Raw genomic sequence first — 14,525 nt, forward strand, 5'->3', positions numbered from 1 at the left:
CTGGCAGACAGGATGACAAGAGCTGGGTGACGGGAGACTGTCACGCCCAGATCTGTGAGAGCCGGGAGGTGAGACTCCTCCCGGCTACTCGACCTTAGCGCTGCGGCCAGCCGAGTGGGTGTGTCGTCCGGGTCGAGTCGGGTTCGGCCGGTCGGCGTGACGCTTGTCGCGCCCGCGGCGTGGGGTGTGACCCGGCCTTAGCGTTGTAAGACGCCGGCGAGTCGGGTGAGGGCGTCGAGCGGGTCGGGTTCGGCCGGGATCAGCACGACGCTCGTCGCCCCCGCCGCGTGCCGGGCCGCGATCTGCGCCCGCACCTCGTCGGGCGTCCCGGCCAGCGACAGCTCCCGCACCCACGCGTCCGGCAGCGTGGCCGCGAACTCCGGACCGTTCGCGGCCGCCGCGCGGTGCCGCGCCAGCTCGGCCGCGAAGGGCAGCGGGGCCAGGTGCGGGGCCCAGTCCGGCTCGCCGATCCAGGCCAGGCCGGGCCGCACCAGGTCGCGGGCGGCGCGCCCGTCGGGGCCGACGACCGCGGCATCGTACGTGACGACGACCGGCGACGGGGCCGCGAACCGCTCGGTCGCGTCCGCGATGTAGGGCGGGGCGGACGGTTCGGCCAGCAGCAGCCCGTCGGAGACCTCGCCGGCGATGGCGATCGACTTCGGGCCGCGCACGCCCAGCACCACCGGCGGCACCACCGACGGGGTCTCGCCGATCACCACGCCCTCGACTTGCACATAGCGCCCCGCGGCCGGGCCCGGCTCGCCGCGCAGCAGTGCCCGCACGGCCACCGTGTACTCGCGCAGCAGCGTCAGCGGGCTCGCCGGTCGCGCGCCGACCTGCCGCATCCAGTCGGGCATCCCGTGCCCGATGCCCGCGATCAGGCGGCCGGGGAACAGCTGGGCCAGGGTTGCGAGCTCCATCGCGGCGAACGCGGCGTTGCGCGCCCCGGCCGGCAGGATCCCGATGCCGACCACGATGTGCGATGTGGCCGCGAGCACCGCCGCGGCCTGGGCGACGCCGCCCCGGAATCCCAGGTCCTCCACGACCCAGAGCTCCTCGAAGCCGAGCTGCTCGGCCCGGCGGGCATAGGACAGCACACGGTCCGCGGGAAGGTCCCGCGGCAGCATCACCCCGACTCGTGTCATGCGGCAAGCCTGCCACATCCGGGGTGTCAGCCAGGTTGCAACGTGCCATCGTGGATTGATGTGGGGTGATGTTCCGGGCTGGCTGTCGGCGCTGGCGTCGGTCTTGGCGTTGTTGTTCGCCGGCGTGGCCGTGGTCGTGGCCAACCGGACCTTCCGGATCGAGTCCGAGCGGGACCGGCGGGCGGGGGAGCGGGACCGGCGGCGGCAGGCGGCGCTCGTGTCGGCCTGGTGCGACGAGCGGGGCGTCCGCGTGCGCAACGCGTCCGACGGCCCGGTGTACCAGGCCCACCTGACCGTCGTGGACCTCGAGGCGCCGGACGCCGACCCGCTGCGGCGCATCCACGCCGGCATCCTGCCGCCGTCGGACCGGGCGCACACGTGGCCGGCCGAGCTGCCGCCGGCCGCCGAAGGCCGCGTGAGCCTGACGTTCACCGACGCCGCCGGGGTGCGGTGGAGCCGGGACGCGTACGGGCGGCTGGCGGAGCTGGAGTCGCGGCTCACGATCTGGGGTGCGGAGCGGATGGAGTCGGTGCTGCGGCAGTTCGGCTCCGACCTCGCCGCCCGCTTCGGGGTGACGCTGGAGTGCCACACCCCGGACTGGCCGAGCCGGCAGCGGCGGTACCTCGAGGCGAGCCGGGACGGCACGATCGCCGACGTGCTGGACGCGCCCCACGACGCGGTGGCGGCGCTGGCCGAGCACGGGGTCATCGAGCCCGTCGCGCTGGCGGCGGAGCAGCGCGAGCAGTTCCTGCCGTGGACGCTGCGGGCGCTTACCTACCGGGGCCGGCTCTACGGCGTGCCGCTCACCGCCCAGACGCCGGTCCTGATCCGCAACCTCGACCTCGCTCCCGCCGCGCCGGCCGCGTTCGACGAGATCGAGGCCTTCGTGATCCAGCGGGAGGCGTTCCACCTGGCGGCGGTGTTCGCGGCGGCCGGCGGTGCGCTGTTCGGCGCCGGTCCCGACGGTGCCGCCGACGCGGGCCGCATCCTGGCGGCGTCCCCGGCGTCCGTGGCCGCGTTCGGCACGCTGGCGGGCCGGGCGGAGCTGCGCCGGCCGTTCGACGAGGCCGGCGCCCGGCGCGAGTTCGTCGAGGGCCGGGCCCCGATGCTCATCGGGTTGTCCGAGGACCTCGACGACGCCCGGGCGGCGGGGGTGCGCTGCGCGGCGACGCCCGTTCCGCCGTTCGCGGGCCGGTGCCCGGGGCATCCGCTGGTGTCCGTCCGCGGCTTCCTGCTGACCCGCAGCGGCGCGAACCGGCTCGTCGCGCGCGACCTGATGCCGGACTACCTGACCCGGACCGACGTCGCCCGCACCCTCACCAGCCGGCTCGCCACGCCGAGCTGCCTGCGCCGGTTCGACGCGGGCGACGGCGACCTGCGGGCGTTGCGCGGCGACCCCGGCCACGGCCTGCTGATGCCGGTGCACCCGCGGATGACGGAGGCCTGGCGGCCGATCGCCGAGACGTTCGCGCGCGTGATCGACGGCGACGACCCGGCCGCGTGCGCCCAGCGGCTGGACGAGCGGCTCCGCGAGATCCTGAACGGGTGAGGCCCGGACGCCGGACGGTCCGGAGACCGTCCAGCGTCCGCCCGCTACTTCAGGACCTTGTAGGTGATGTGCGTGACGCCTGGTGCGTCGATGACCTCGACCGTCTCCAGCTTCGTCTGCTCGCTGATGTTGTCCAGCAGGCGGACGCCGCCGCCGAGGAGGATCGGCACGATGGAGAGCTGGACCTCGTCGAGCAGCCCGGCCTCCAGGGCCTGCTGGACGGACTGGCTGCCGGTCAGCGCCACCGCCTTGCTGCCCGCGGCCTGCTTGGCCTGCTTGATGCAGCTCTCGATGCCGTCGGTGACGTAGGTGTAGGGCACCGAGCCCTTCACCGGCTCGGCCGGGGCCTTGTGGGTGAGCACGAAGACCGGCAGGCCGGGAACGGGGCCGTCGCCCTCCCACGCGTTGGCGATCTCGTAGGTCCGCCGTCCGGTGACGACCGCACCGGAGGCGTCGAGACCCGCGTCGAAGAAGTCCGCGCTCTTTTTCGACAGGCGGAACCGGTCGTAGTGACGGCTGGGTGTGTCGCCGTTGAAATACCACTCGAAGAGTGCCTCGCCCCCCTCACCCAACGGGTGCTTCTTGCCGTCGTTCGGCCCGGCGATGAAGCCGTCGACCGACACCGCCAGAGCCACCGTGACTTTACCCATGCGCTTCCCCTCCGACTGTCCGTCCGTGGTCGTTGACAGACTCCTTCATTGAGACGGCGCCGCGCACGGAAAGTCATCGGTGTCCGCAACATCGGAGTAGGCAGCGGCCGTGGCGCCCTCGGAGAATCAAGTTCTGATCCGTTGTGCGCGAACGCTGAGGAGGAAACGCCGATGTCCGCTGCCGAGGCCGATCCGGCGACGATGGAGCCGCGCGCGTTCGCGCAACTGATCAAGCGCACCCCGACCGGCGAGCTGCGCGACGTCATGGGCGGCGAGCGCCGCGGCGTCTTCCTCGACGGCATCTTCGTGCGGATGCCCGGCCTGTTCCGGGCCGACCGGGCCGGCGCGATGGAGGCGGTCATCCACTGGACGGTGGGGGACCGGCCGGACGGCGGGGCCGACACCTACGAGCTGGTCATCTCCAGCGGCACCTGCCGGCTGTCGGCCCGCCCGGCCCGCCAGCCGCGGCTGACCCTCACCGTCGGGGCCCTCGACTTCCTCAACCTCGTCACCGGCAACGCGCACCCGATGGCCATGTTCATGACGGGCAAGCTGAAGGCCGCGGGTGACATCCCCCTCGCCACCCGGATTCCGCGGCTGTTCGACATCCCGAAGGCCTGACCGATACAGCAATCACGGAGAAGACAGCGCCACCCGCGCCGGCGCATGCTCGAGCGACCGTGACGGCGACTCGAGCCGCGGTCATGCCGAGGTCGATGCAGCGTGGGGGCGGCCTGATGACCGAGTGCCAGAGAGGGCAAACCCGTGACAGAGCAGCCGAACGTGGTCTCCCACCTGATCGCCGAGGGCAACGACGTCGACCGGTTGGTGGCCGATCTCGACGAGAGCCGGTGGTCCACCCCGACCCCCGCGCCCGGATGGACCGTCGCGCACCAGATCGCCCACCTGTCGGCGGTGTTCCGGATGGCCGCGCTCGCGGCCGCCGACCCGCAGAAGTTCACCGCGTTCGCGTCGCGCCTCGGGCCCGACTTCAACGCCAACGTCGACGCGGCGCTCGCGCCGTTCCTCGCCCAGCCGCCGGGGCAGCTGCTGCAGAGCTGGCGGGCCGAGCGCGGCCGCGCCGAGGCCGCGGTGGGCGCGCTCCCGCCGGACCAGCTGGTGCCGTGGCTCGTCCGGCCGCTGCCGGCCCGGGTCCTGGCCGCGGCCGGGATGATGGAGCTGTTCGGCCACGGCCAGGACATCGCCGACGCGCTCGGCGTCCGCCGCGATTACACCGACCGGGTCCGGGTGCTCGTCGAGTTCGCGGTGCGGGTCTGGGACTTCGGATACATCGCGCGGGGGCTCACGGCCCCGGACGTCGAGTTCGGCTTCGAGCTGACCGCCCCGTCCGGCGCCGTGTGGACCTTCGGGCCGCCGGACGCCGCCCAGCGCATCACCGGGCCGGCCGCGGACTTCTGCCTGCTTGTCACCCGGCGGCGCCACCGCGGCGATCTCGCCCTGGCCGCGACCGGGGCGGACGCCGAGCAGTGGCTCGACATCGCGCAGGCCTACCGCGGGCCCGCCGGCGCGGGCCGGGCCGCCGGCCAGTTCACGGTGTCGCAGCGGTAGTGCTCGTGTTCGCCGCCCCCGACCCTCAGCTCGGCTCCGGGTCGGGGGCGCACTCGTGGCAGTGGGCCGCCACCTGGTGCTCCTGGGACATCCGGAGCATGGCGGTGAAGGCGACCTCGAGCAGTACCGTGCGCACCACCGCCTCCGCACGGCCGGAGGCGGACCCGGTGTCCAGCAGCCGGAGCTCCTGCCGGGCCAGCTCGTTGGCGGCCTCAGCGTACGGCGTGAAGAAGTCGATGTCGGTCGCGCAGCCGAGCCGCTGCAACGCCGTCACGACCAGCGCGAGCTGGATCCGGCCGCGGGAGTCGTCGGCCACCTGCCAGCCCTGAACGTCGATGAATTCGTCGATGTCGGCCTGCGCCTTCTTGGTGGCGCTCAACGCCGGCTCCTCGGAGAACAGGACCCGGTTGACCGCCTCGAAAAGGTTGGGCAGGGGCAGTTGCCGGTCTTCTATTGCATTGAGTAACTCTCGCACGGAAGACAGGTCCAGACGGCCGATACTGGTGAACGCCCGAATGAGCCACAATCGACGAAGATGCTGCTCACCGTACACGGCCTGATTGCGACTGGTGGATCTACCCGGAGGAAGGAGCCGTTCACGAAGATAAAACTTGATCGTCGCGACCGGCACGCCTGTATGTCGGCTAAGATCCGAAATGCGCACGCGACGTCCTCCCCCATGGTCGGCCGGCCTCACTGATCCAGCAGTGTAATTCCCCACATTGTCAAGGATCAATGGTCTGTCATTGATGCGCGATATGTCGGATATGGCGCCACGGGCCGGGGCGCGGCCCGCTGCCGGCGTGCGCCCGCACGCCGGGGGCGCCGGCGTGGGCGTGGGCCCGGTACGGCGTCCGAATACCCCTCACTCTATAGGGATTTGTCGAAGTTGTCGTCTTCTGGTTTGCGCCCCTGCCGGGCGGCCGCCGCGCCGGCCGCCGCCCGGTCTCACGCCGCCGTGCTGCTCGCGTGGTGCTCGTTCGCGGCCCGTGCCGCGGTGCCCACCAGTGACGGCATGGCGCTCGCGGCCCGGGCGACGGCCAGCTGCCGCACGTCGAGCAGGGCGAGCAGCACGGGCGGGTCCAGCGCCTTGAGCGGCTTGAGCGTCACGTCGGCCCGGATGGCGGAGTCCTTGCGGACCGCGATCGGGCCCTCGGTCGCCACGCAGATGGGCTGGCTGGGCGGCTGGTGCACGCTGTCGAAGGCGCCGGTGGCGCACTCCCGCGATGCGGACTGCGCCAGCAGGTGCCAGGTGCCCGGCGGCACCGAGTCGAAGCGGAAGGGCCCCGGCTCGGTCAGGATCGCGCAGCGCACCGGCGTGCCCTCGGGGATGCGCTCGGGGAAGAGTCCGATGAAGACGAGCCCGCAGGTCTGGTCGGCGGGGGCGTGCACGACCCCCTCGACGCGTGCGCTCGACTGCACCAGCACGCAGGTCGGGTCGGTCTGGATCTGCTGGGCGAACCCGGCCCGCCGGCGGTAGGTGGTGGGTGACATGCCGACGCTGCGGCTGAACCGGGAGCTGAATGTGCCGATGCTGTTGTAGCCGACCCGCAGGCTGATGTCGGCGACGTTGAGGGAAGTGGAGACCAGCAGATACTTGGCGCGTTGCAGGCGCAGGGCCGACAGGAAGCGCCCCGGTGATACTCCGGTCACCCGCTGGAAAATGCGGGTGAAGTGGAATTTGCTGAACATCGCGGCCCGGGCCATGTCATCCACCGTGAGTTGCTCACTCAAATTCGCCCGCATGGTGGTGATGGCCCGGCGCACTGCTCGCTCCGCCGATTCCTCCATATCTCCTCCGATCGACCGAGTTGGACACGGTTGTCTTTCGACACGCGGGAAGGCATGCTCCGAAACATGACGGTAATGTGAATTGCTGGACGGCCCTATTTACATAGACGGTGCCCAATGTCGAGAGGTCTGATTCGCGACGATCGAACCGGGTTCCGTCTCGTCTGGCGTTGAGGCTAGCCGAGGGATGACAGGTGAGCAACGGTGTGAAAGCGCTGAGTGCATGGACCGCAATCGTGAAGTCGGTGACCAGGGCGGGGGCTCTGAATGCCGCGTCCATTTTCTGCGTTTAGGTCGATCTGCCGGATAGTAGAACGAACCACATCCGGTTCTGCACTACTCATTTACCGCCGCGGATTTACGTGCTTCATTGACTTCGGACTCGCCCATTGTGATAATGGGCCGGGTGACGGCCAGGGCGAGCAGACTCCCGGCGAACAACACCGCGGCGACCACCCCGAGGGTCGGCCGCGCGGCCGGCAGGAATGCCTGACCGAAGGTGTCGGCCACCAGTTGCTGGAAGCGGCCGCCGAGGTCGGCCGGAAGCCCGTCCGGGGTCCGGACCCCGCCGTGCTGACCACTGCCGAGCTGCAGGCCCCGATCGGCCGCCGCGGCGAAACCGTCGACGAAGGGCCCGCGGGCCGACGGCGGCAGCTGCGCGGCCCGGTCGGTGGCCGCCTGCCGCAGCGAGGCGGCCAACCGGTCCTGCAGGACCGCGCCGACGACCGCCGCGCCGAGCGCCGCGCCCACCTGCCGCGCGGTGTTGAGCACCGCGGATGCGGCCCCGGCCCGGTGCGGCGGGGTGGCGCGCATCGCCTCGGCCGTCGTCGGCGCGATCGCGCTGCCCATGCCGATGCCGATGAGCACCAGTGGCAGCACGAACACCGCGGCGCTCGACGTGCGCGAGGGCAGGAAGGCCACCCCCAGCACGCCCAGCGCGTAGGCCGCCAGCCCGCCGCACAGCAGCAGCCGGCCGCCGATCCGATCGGCGAGCCGCCCGGCGAGCGGGGCCACGGCGCTGAGCGTCAGGGTCCAGGGCAGCGCCGCCACGCCGGAGCCGAACGGGCTCATGCCGAGCAGCGTCTGGGTCTGCAGCACGAACACGAGCAGGAACCCGTACAGCGCGAACGACGTGATCAGCGTGATCAGCGTGGCGACGGTGAAGTTCCGGCGGGCGAACAGCTCCATCGGTACCAACGGCTCGGTCTGACGCTTTTCCCACAGCACGAAGAGCACCAGCAGCGCCACCGAGGCCACCAGGATCGCCGGGATGCTCACCGGGCCCGCGACCCGCCCCCAGTGGTGGCGGCCGCCCTCGATGAGGCCGTAGACGACACCGACCAGGCCCAGGGTCGCCAGCAGCACCCCGACGAGGTCGAACCGGCTCGGCCGCGGTGTGCGCAGGTCCGGCACGAACCGGAAGGTCAGCAGGATGCCGGCCAGCCCGATCGGCACGTTGATGAAGAAGATCCACCGCCAGCCGTACTCGGTGACGAGCAGCCCGCCGACCGTCGGCCCGCTGACCGCGGCGACGCCGGCGACCGCGGTGAAGATGCCGAAGGCGGCCCCGCGCCGCTCGGGGCGGAAGAGCCCGGAGATGAGCACCAGCGCCTGCGGCAGGAGGGCCGCGGCGCCCACGCCCTGGGCGACGCGGGCCGCGATGAGCTGAGCCGGGTCGGAGGCGGCGCCGCACCACACCGACGTGGCGGTGAACAGCGCCAGCCCGCCGGCGAACACGGCCCGGGGCCCGACCCGGTCGCCGAGCCGGCCGAAGACGATGAGCAGCGCGGCCAGCGCGATGAGGTAGCCGTTGAGCACCCACAGGATCTCGTCGATGCCGACGTCGAGGGAGCGCATCATGTCGGGGGCGGCGGTGTTGACGATGCTGGTGTCGAGCAGGATCAGGAAGTTGGCCAGGCACAGCACCAGCAGCGCCGACCAGGGGCCGGACCGGGTCTTCACCGGGAGCCCTCCTTCCCCGCACCGGCGGCGGCGAGGTCGTGCCCGAGCCGCCGGGCGGTCGTCAGGCTCGCCCACGAGACGAGCTCGATCAGCGCCCGGTCGTCGTGGCCCTGGCCGCGGAAGTCCGCCACGACGGCGTCGGTGACCCGGTACGAGGCGAACGCGGCCAGCAGCGCCAGCCGCCCGGCCGGTCGCTCGGCCGCCGGCAGCGGCGCCACCGAGGCCTCCAGCCAGTCCTGCACGAACAGGCCGGGGGCCGGGCCGCCGCCGTCGGCCAGCCGTTCCAGCACGAGCTCGCGCACGCCGCCGGGCACGACGCGCCGCCCGCCGGCCTCGATCGCCGCGGCGGCCCGGGCCAGGGCCCCGGCGACGTGCGGCTGACCGGCGGCCCAGGACAGGTCGGCGGGCAGCGGCGCCTCGGGCAGCAGGGGAAGCGACGTGCCGAGCGCCGGCCGGTGCTTGGCGAGGCCGCCCATGATGCGCTGGGCGACCCGCCGCACGGCCGTGCGCGCCGGCCCGGACACCGGCGGCAGCGGCGACTCGTGCAGGAAGATGTTCACCATCCGGTTGAGGTAGTGGAACGTCACGACGGTGGCGACCAGCTCGGGCACGTGCACGGCGCGGCAGGGCTCCGGCAGCGGGCCGCCGTCGCGGGCCCAGCGGGCGAGCGCGCGCAGCCGCGGGTCGGTGACGGCCTCCGTGCGCCCCGCGACGATCGCCTCGGCGTCCGGGCCGCCGGTGAGGCCGGCGAGCGTGGCGCCGTGCACCTCGACGCAGTACGGGCAGGCGTTGGCCGCCGACACGGCCGCCGCCACCGCCTCCTTCGCCTTCCGGTCGACCGCCCCGACGCACAGCAGGGTTTCGCGCACCACCATCCAGGCGGCGGCGAGGCTCAGCGGGGCCGGGGCGTGCAGCGCCACCGGCGGGGCGAGCATGCCGAAGTCGGCCTCGACCTGGTCGTACACCTCGGACACCAGCCCGGAGGCGGCGCGCCGCGCGACCGGTCGGACGTGGCGTACGTGTGCGAGGCCGACGCGGCGCGTCGCCCGAACGAGCATCTGGCCCACGGGACTTCCTCTCTCTGCGGTGCGGCGCGGGGTCGCGCCGCCCATGGGTTCAGGGCACCGGCGGCGGTGCCGACGGCGGGGCGCGGGGTTCGCGCCGCACATGGGTCGGGGCACCGACGGCAGTGCCGCCGGTGCCCCGGATCGATCCGCTTCAGGCGGTGGGGGCGACGGCTCGCCGGCCCGCCGTTTCTCCGTTGGGTGCAGGGGCGCCGTAGGAGACGGCGACCCCGCGGGCCTGCAGTGCCGCGACGATGCCGGGCATGGCCCGCTCGGCCAGCGCGGCGATGGTCAGCGCCGGGTTGACGGTCAGCGCGCCCGGCACTGCCGAGCCGTCGGTGACGAAGATGCCCGGATGGTTGCGCAGCTCGTGCCGGTCGTCCAGCGCCGACGTGGCCGGGTCGTCACCGATCCGGCACGACGACAGCGGGTGTACCGTGTACGCCCCGACGAGATCGTTGGTCCACGGCATCACCCGCGCCAGCCCGTCCCGTTCGAGGATGTCCTTCACCGCGGCGTCGGCCAGGTTCCACCCGCGCCAGGTGTTCTCCGTCGGGTGGTACCGCAGCGGCCCGTGCCCCAGCATCTGCTGCGAGAACCGGTGCGCGTTGCCGGTCTCCGGCGGCGGCCCGAAGACGCCCTCGTTGTCGTCCTCGGACATCGTGAACACGGTCAGCCACGACTGCCAGCGCCGCAGCATCTCCTTCTTCTCCGGGCCGAACCAGGTGGGGCCGGTGGCGTCCGGCACCTGGGCGAGGATCGTGCCGAGGCCGGGCGGGAAGTACAGCTGCTCGAGGGAGAACCGCTCGAACTCCGGCAGGGAGCCGTCGAGCCGGTCCCAGCTGGCGACGGTCGGGCCGCGGCCGATCTGGTTGGCCGCGTAGGCCGGCCCGTCGCCGCGGCTGAGCCCGAGCACCTCGCGCACGCGGTCCTCGTCGAAGACGGCGGTGTTGAGCCGCTCGCCGTTGCCGGAGAAGTAGCGGCCGACCGCGTGCGGCATCGGGCCCAGGTCGGGCTCGGAGCGCTGCAGGATCACCGGGGTGGCGCCGGTACCGGCCGCCACGATCACGATCTTCGCGTCGATGGCCCCGGCGTCGTGCAGGATTCGGTAGTCCTCGCCGTCGACGATGCGGTAGTGGACCCGGTAGCCGCCGTCGTCGTTGCGGGTCAGGCGCTGCACCTCGTGCAGCGGCCGGATCTGCGCGCCGTGGGCGAGCGCCGCCGGCAGGTAGTTCAGCAGCAGCGAGCGCTTCGCGTCGAACCGGCAGCCCGCCATCATCCAGTTGCAGTTCGTGCACAGCTCGACGTCGACCGCCGACGGGGCCGGGTTGGCGGTGTGCCCGGCGTGCGCGCAGGCGGCCGCGAACAGCCCGCCCGCGTACGGCACCTTGTCCCAGGACTGCATGGTGATCGGCAGGGCCTCGGCGACGCGGTCGTACCAGGGGTCGAGCGCGGCCCGGCTGACCGCCGCCGGCCACATGCGCCGGCCGATGCTGCCCCGGCGCTCGAAGATGAACCCGGGCGCCCGGGGCATCGTGGCGAAGTAGACGACGCTGCCGCCGCCGACGCAGTTGCCGCCGAGCACGCTCATCCCGTCGCCGACGACGAAGTCGAAGATGCGGGTGTACGACGAGCCGAGCTTGAAGTCGTGGTCGAACTCCTCGCTCGTCAGCCAGGGCCCGCGCTCCAGCATCACCACGCGGGCGCCGCCGGCGGCGAGGTGGTAGCCGGCGATCGCGCCGCCGAACCCGGTGCCGATGACGAGGACGTCGGTCTCCTCGGTGGAGTTCATGCCGGGCTCCCGGTCGCCGTCGTGTCGGGGTGGAGGCTGGCCAGCGGCCGGCCGTAGGAGAACCGCGGGAAGCGGAACAGCCCGTCGGCGTCGGGACGCGCGTAGCCGATCGCGAGCAGACCCGGGTGCCCGGCGGCGAACGCGTCGTGGGTGCTCATGTGCGCGGCGCTGTCGAAGGCCATGTTGCTGAACAGCGCGAGACCGACCCACAGCTGCTTCTCCGGGTGCCCGGGCGTGGTCAGGATCTGCACGAGGGCGGCGCGGTGCTCGTACGACAGCGCCACGAACGCCGGCACGTCGTCGTCGAGGTGCAGGCCGCGCTCCTCGGCGTAGTCCTCCGCGTGGTCGTTGAGCGTGAGGGCGAGCCCCTCCAGCGCGTCCGCGATCCCACCGGCGGGCTGTTCGAGGAGCTCGATGGCGCCCGAGGCGACCGCGCCGCCGCCGCTGGCGACACCGGCGATGGCGCGGTCGTCCGGCGAGCGCCGCTCGCCGGGAACGATGGTGTCGGCGAACGCCTCGAGCGTCATCGTCCGCGTCGGATCCGTTTCTGGCACACCGGGTTGCACGGCATACCCCTCCTGTTCGTGGCTGTATCGCACGGGGGGTCGAACCGGTATTTCCACCCGGGCCGGAAATGGCGAGCGAATATGCCGGTTCTTCTGGTGCCGGACCATCGTCGCGGGAGCCCGAATCGGGGTGCATCTTCTGCGTTGCGCCTTGCGCTTTGTCACACCGTTTCGGAGATGCGCGCGGCGCGGCCGGAGAGGCGGCGGCCCAGCCGGCCGGTCGCGTGCAGCCAGGCCACCGTGTCAGCCAGCGTGACGTACAGCGGCCGGGCCCCGGTGCCCAGCAGCGCGTCGGTGGCGGCGGCATCGTACGGCCGCGCGGTGGCGCACAGGTAGACGGCGCCGTGCTCGGCCGGCAGGTGCACCGGCACCGCCCGCTGCAGCACCCCGACGAGCGCGCCGATCGGCAGCATCGCGCGGGCGGGCAGGAAGACCGTCGGTAAGGTGCGCCCGGTGACCTCGCGCAGCGTCCGCACGTAGTCCCGGGTGGACACGTACCGGCCGGGCCCGAAGTAGCGGCGCGCGCCCAGCCCCGGCCGCATCAGCCCGGCGTGCAACGCGGCGGTGTCGCGGACGTCGCCGATCGGGAAGCCGCCGGACGGCCACATCGGCATCAGGCCGCGCAGGGCGTTGCGCAGGCGGGTGACCTGGTCGCCGAGGCGGTCGTCGTACGGGCCGAGCACCGCGGGCGGGTAGGTGATGACGACGGGCGCCCCGTCGGCCTGGTGCCGGCGGGCGATCCGCTCGGCGTCGGCCTTCGTGCGCAGATAGGCGTCGCGCGCCGTGCCGATCGCGGCCGCGGTGCTCAGCGGGGCGCCCGAACCGGCGTCCGGGCCGGGCAGCAGCGCGCCGAACGTCGACACGTGCACGATCGGGTCGAGCCCCGCGGCCCGGGCGGTGCCGAGGACCACCTCGGTGCCGGGCGCGTTGACGCGGCGCATCGCGGCCACGTCGCGGCTGTCGAAGCTGTACACGCCCGCGGCGTGCAGCACCGAGTCGCAGCCGGCGACCGCCCGCCGCACGGCGTCGCGGTCGGTGACGTCCCCGGCGGACGTGCCGACCTCGGTCGCGTCCACGCCCAGCGGCCGCAGCGCCGGGGCGACCGCCACCGGGTTGCGTACCAGCATCCGCACCTCGTGACCGGCCCGCAGGAGCGCGGCGACCGAGTGCGCCCCGATGAACCCGGTTCCGCCGGTGACCAGGATCCGCATCGCCGCCTCCTCTACGTGCGCCAATCATCGCCAGCCCGGCCGCCGGGTGGTTCTCGCATCGTGCGGTGTCGCGCCCGCAGGCATTGCCCGGGCTCCCGGACGGCAAATACTGGCTGCAGCCGAAGGAGGCAGCGATGATCGTCGGTCGAGTGGCGTCGTCAGTCGTCCAGCGTCAGGTCAAATATGTCGTGCCGGTGCCGGTGGAGTCCGCGGCCGGCCTCGTGTCCCGGGTGTACGAACAGGTCGCCGACGAGATGCGCATCGTCGTGCCGCCGGCCCTGCTGCACTCGCCCTCGCCCGACGTGCTCGCCGCGTACTGGATGCTCATGCGGGAGCCGCTGATGCCGGCCCGGCACGTCGACCGGTCGACCAAGGAGGCGGTCGCCGCGGCGGTCTCGGTGGCCAACATCTGCCCGTACTGCGTCGACATGCACAGCGTCTCGCTGTACGACCTGTCCAGCGAGCAGGACGCGGAGGCCCTGGCCGCGGATCGCGTCGAGGACCTCGCCGACCCGCACCAGCGCGCCGTCGCCGCCTGGGCCCGCACCGCGCACCAGCTCGACGACCCGGCCCCGGCGGCGCTGACGCCGGCCGCCCGCGCCGAGCTGACCGGGGTGGTGGTCAGCTTCCACTACCTGACCCGGATGGTGAACGTGTTCCTGTCCAGCTTCCTGCTCCCGCCCGGGCTGGGCCGGCGCTCCCGGCGGCGGGCGAAGCAGGGGATCAGCCGGATCCTGCGGGCCACGCTGCGCGCACCCCGCGAGTCCGGCCGGTCGCTGGCGCTGCTGCCCGACGCCGCCCTGCCGGCGAACGCGGGGTGGGCCGCGCCGCACCCGGAGGTGGCCGCGGCGGCGGCACGGTCCTACGCGGCGTTCGAGGCCGCCGGCGAGCGCTCGCTGCCGCCCGCGGTCCGCGCGATCGTCCTGGACCGGCTGGACCGGTGGCGGGGCGAGGAGACCGGGATCAGTACCGCGTGGTGCGAGGAGCTCATCGCCGGGCTGCCGCCGGCGGAGCGGGCCGCGGGGCGGCTCGCGCTGCTGACCGCCCTCGCGTCGTACCAGGTCGACGACGACGTGGTGGAGGAGTTCCGGCGGTACCACCCGCACGACGCGACGCTCGTCGACGCCGCCGCGTGGGCCGGCTACGCGGCCGCCGCACTGGTGGGCGAGCGCCAGCAGGCCGCGTTCCTCCGGTAGAGCACTTTCGAAGAAGTTTTCCGCCCGCCC

Annotated in this window: 13 protein-coding genes; 4 read left to right on the forward strand and 9 right to left on the reverse strand. The window is 73.2% G+C overall.

Going from position 1 to position 14,525, the window contains the following annotated elements:
- Positions 1–197 precede the first annotated feature (197 nt).
- On the reverse strand, positions 198–1,145 hold the full coding sequence (locus AB0B76_RS50500; protein WP_360390783.1) for an LLM class flavin-dependent oxidoreductase: 948 nt from the start codon (positions 1,143–1,145) through the stop codon (positions 198–200).
- Between the two features lie 58 nt (positions 1,146–1,203).
- Between AB0B76_RS50500 and AB0B76_RS50505 the strand changes: the two genes are divergently transcribed.
- A complete protein-coding gene (locus tag AB0B76_RS50505; protein ID WP_360390786.1) occupies positions 1,204–2,694 on the forward strand; it encodes an extracellular solute-binding protein in 1,491 nt (496 codons plus the stop codon).
- A gap of 44 nt (positions 2,695–2,738) precedes the next feature.
- Here the strand turns inward: AB0B76_RS50505 and AB0B76_RS50510 are convergent, their stop codons facing one another.
- Positions 2,739–3,344 (reverse strand): dihydrofolate reductase family protein, encoded by a 606-nt coding sequence (locus tag AB0B76_RS50510; RefSeq protein ID WP_360390789.1) that lies wholly within the window; start codon positions 3,342–3,344, stop codon positions 2,739–2,741.
- A 171-nt stretch (positions 3,345–3,515) separates the two neighbouring features.
- On the opposite strand from AB0B76_RS50510, the gene AB0B76_RS50515 reads away from it, so the two are divergent.
- A complete protein-coding gene (locus AB0B76_RS50515) occupies positions 3,516–3,965 on the forward strand; it encodes an SCP2 sterol-binding domain-containing protein (RefSeq protein ID WP_360390791.1) in 450 nt (149 codons plus the stop codon).
- 144 nt (positions 3,966–4,109) lie between these two features.
- Positions 4,110–4,913, forward strand: a complete 804-nt coding sequence (locus AB0B76_RS50520; protein WP_360390794.1) for a TIGR03084 family metal-binding protein — start codon at positions 4,110–4,112, stop codon at positions 4,911–4,913.
- A 25-nt stretch (positions 4,914–4,938) separates the two neighbouring features.
- Here AB0B76_RS50520 and AB0B76_RS50525 read toward each other — a convergent pair whose 3' ends face one another.
- The 7 genes from AB0B76_RS50525 to AB0B76_RS50555 all read right to left on the reverse strand — a co-directional run bounded on the left by AB0B76_RS50525 (position 4,939) and on the right by AB0B76_RS50555 (position 13,299).
- Positions 4,939–5,634, reverse strand: a complete 696-nt coding sequence (locus AB0B76_RS50525) for a MerR family transcriptional regulator (protein ID WP_360390922.1) — start codon at positions 5,632–5,634, stop codon at positions 4,939–4,941.
- Positions 5,635–5,861: 227 nt separating this feature from the next.
- Complete coding sequence (locus AB0B76_RS50530) at positions 5,862–6,704, reverse strand: AraC family transcriptional regulator (RefSeq protein WP_360390796.1); 843 nt, start codon at positions 6,702–6,704, stop codon at positions 5,862–5,864.
- A 336-nt stretch (positions 6,705–7,040) separates the two neighbouring features.
- Complete coding sequence (locus AB0B76_RS50535; protein WP_360390799.1) at positions 7,041–8,666, reverse strand: DHA2 family efflux MFS transporter permease subunit; 1,626 nt, start codon at positions 8,664–8,666, stop codon at positions 7,041–7,043.
- Complete coding sequence (locus AB0B76_RS50540) at positions 8,663–9,724, reverse strand: carboxymuconolactone decarboxylase family protein (RefSeq protein ID WP_360390802.1); 1,062 nt, start codon at positions 9,722–9,724, stop codon at positions 8,663–8,665. The genes AB0B76_RS50535 and AB0B76_RS50540 overlap by 4 nt, the downstream gene beginning before the upstream one ends.
- Before the next feature lie 160 nt (positions 9,725–9,884).
- Positions 9,885–11,522: a GMC family oxidoreductase gene (locus AB0B76_RS50545; protein WP_360390805.1), complete on the reverse strand. Its 1,638-nt coding sequence runs from the start codon at positions 11,520–11,522 to the stop codon at positions 9,885–9,887.
- The gene (locus AB0B76_RS50550) at positions 11,519–12,049 is read right to left on the reverse strand and encodes a DUF5987 family protein (protein ID WP_360390808.1); all 531 of its coding nucleotides are present in this window, start codon (positions 12,047–12,049) and stop codon (positions 11,519–11,521) included. Before AB0B76_RS50550 ends, AB0B76_RS50545 begins: the two co-directional genes overlap by 4 nt.
- A 200-nt stretch (positions 12,050–12,249) precedes the next feature.
- Positions 12,250–13,299, reverse strand: a complete 1,050-nt coding sequence (locus tag AB0B76_RS50555) for an NAD-dependent epimerase/dehydratase family protein (protein ID WP_360390811.1) — start codon at positions 13,297–13,299, stop codon at positions 12,250–12,252.
- Between the two features lie 134 nt (positions 13,300–13,433).
- Here AB0B76_RS50555 and AB0B76_RS50560 point away from each other — a divergent pair, with 134 nt between their 5' ends.
- On the forward strand, positions 13,434–14,495 hold the full coding sequence (locus AB0B76_RS50560; protein ID WP_360390814.1) for a carboxymuconolactone decarboxylase family protein: 1,062 nt from the start codon (positions 13,434–13,436) through the stop codon (positions 14,493–14,495).
- Positions 14,496–14,525: the final 30 nt, after the last annotated feature.

The sequence above is a fragment of the Dactylosporangium sp. NPDC049140 genome, from assembly GCF_040648435.1.

Excerpts from the sequence above, each read along its gene's own strand:
- AB0B76_RS50500 (WP_360390783.1), bottom strand. The coding sequence starts at position 1,145 with ATGACACGAGTCGGGGTGATGCTGCCGCGGGACCTTCCCGCGGACCGT.
- AB0B76_RS50505 (WP_360390786.1), top strand. The coding sequence starts at position 1,204 with ATGTGGGGTGATGTTCCGGGCTGGCTGTCGGCGCTGGCGTCGGTCTTG.
- AB0B76_RS50510 (WP_360390789.1), bottom strand. The coding sequence starts at position 3,344 with ATGGGTAAAGTCACGGTGGCTCTGGCGGTGTCGGTCGACGGCTTCATC.
- AB0B76_RS50515 (WP_360390791.1), top strand. The coding sequence starts at position 3,516 with ATGTCCGCTGCCGAGGCCGATCCGGCGACGATGGAGCCGCGCGCGTTC.
- AB0B76_RS50530 (WP_360390796.1), bottom strand. The coding sequence starts at position 6,704 with ATGGAGGAATCGGCGGAGCGAGCAGTGCGCCGGGCCATCACCACCATG.
- AB0B76_RS50540 (WP_360390802.1), bottom strand. The coding sequence starts at position 9,724 with ATGCTCGTTCGGGCGACGCGCCGCGTCGGCCTCGCACACGTACGCCAC.
- AB0B76_RS50545 (WP_360390805.1), bottom strand. The coding sequence starts at position 11,522 with ATGAACTCCACCGAGGAGACCGACGTCCTCGTCATCGGCACCGGGTTC.
- AB0B76_RS50550 (WP_360390808.1), bottom strand. The coding sequence starts at position 12,049 with ATGACGCTCGAGGCGTTCGCCGACACCATCGTTCCCGGCGAGCGGCGC.
- AB0B76_RS50555 (WP_360390811.1), bottom strand. The coding sequence starts at position 13,299 with ATGCGGATCCTGGTCACCGGCGGAACCGGGTTCATCGGGGCGCACTCG.
- AB0B76_RS50560 (WP_360390814.1), top strand. The coding sequence starts at position 13,434 with ATGATCGTCGGTCGAGTGGCGTCGTCAGTCGTCCAGCGTCAGGTCAAA.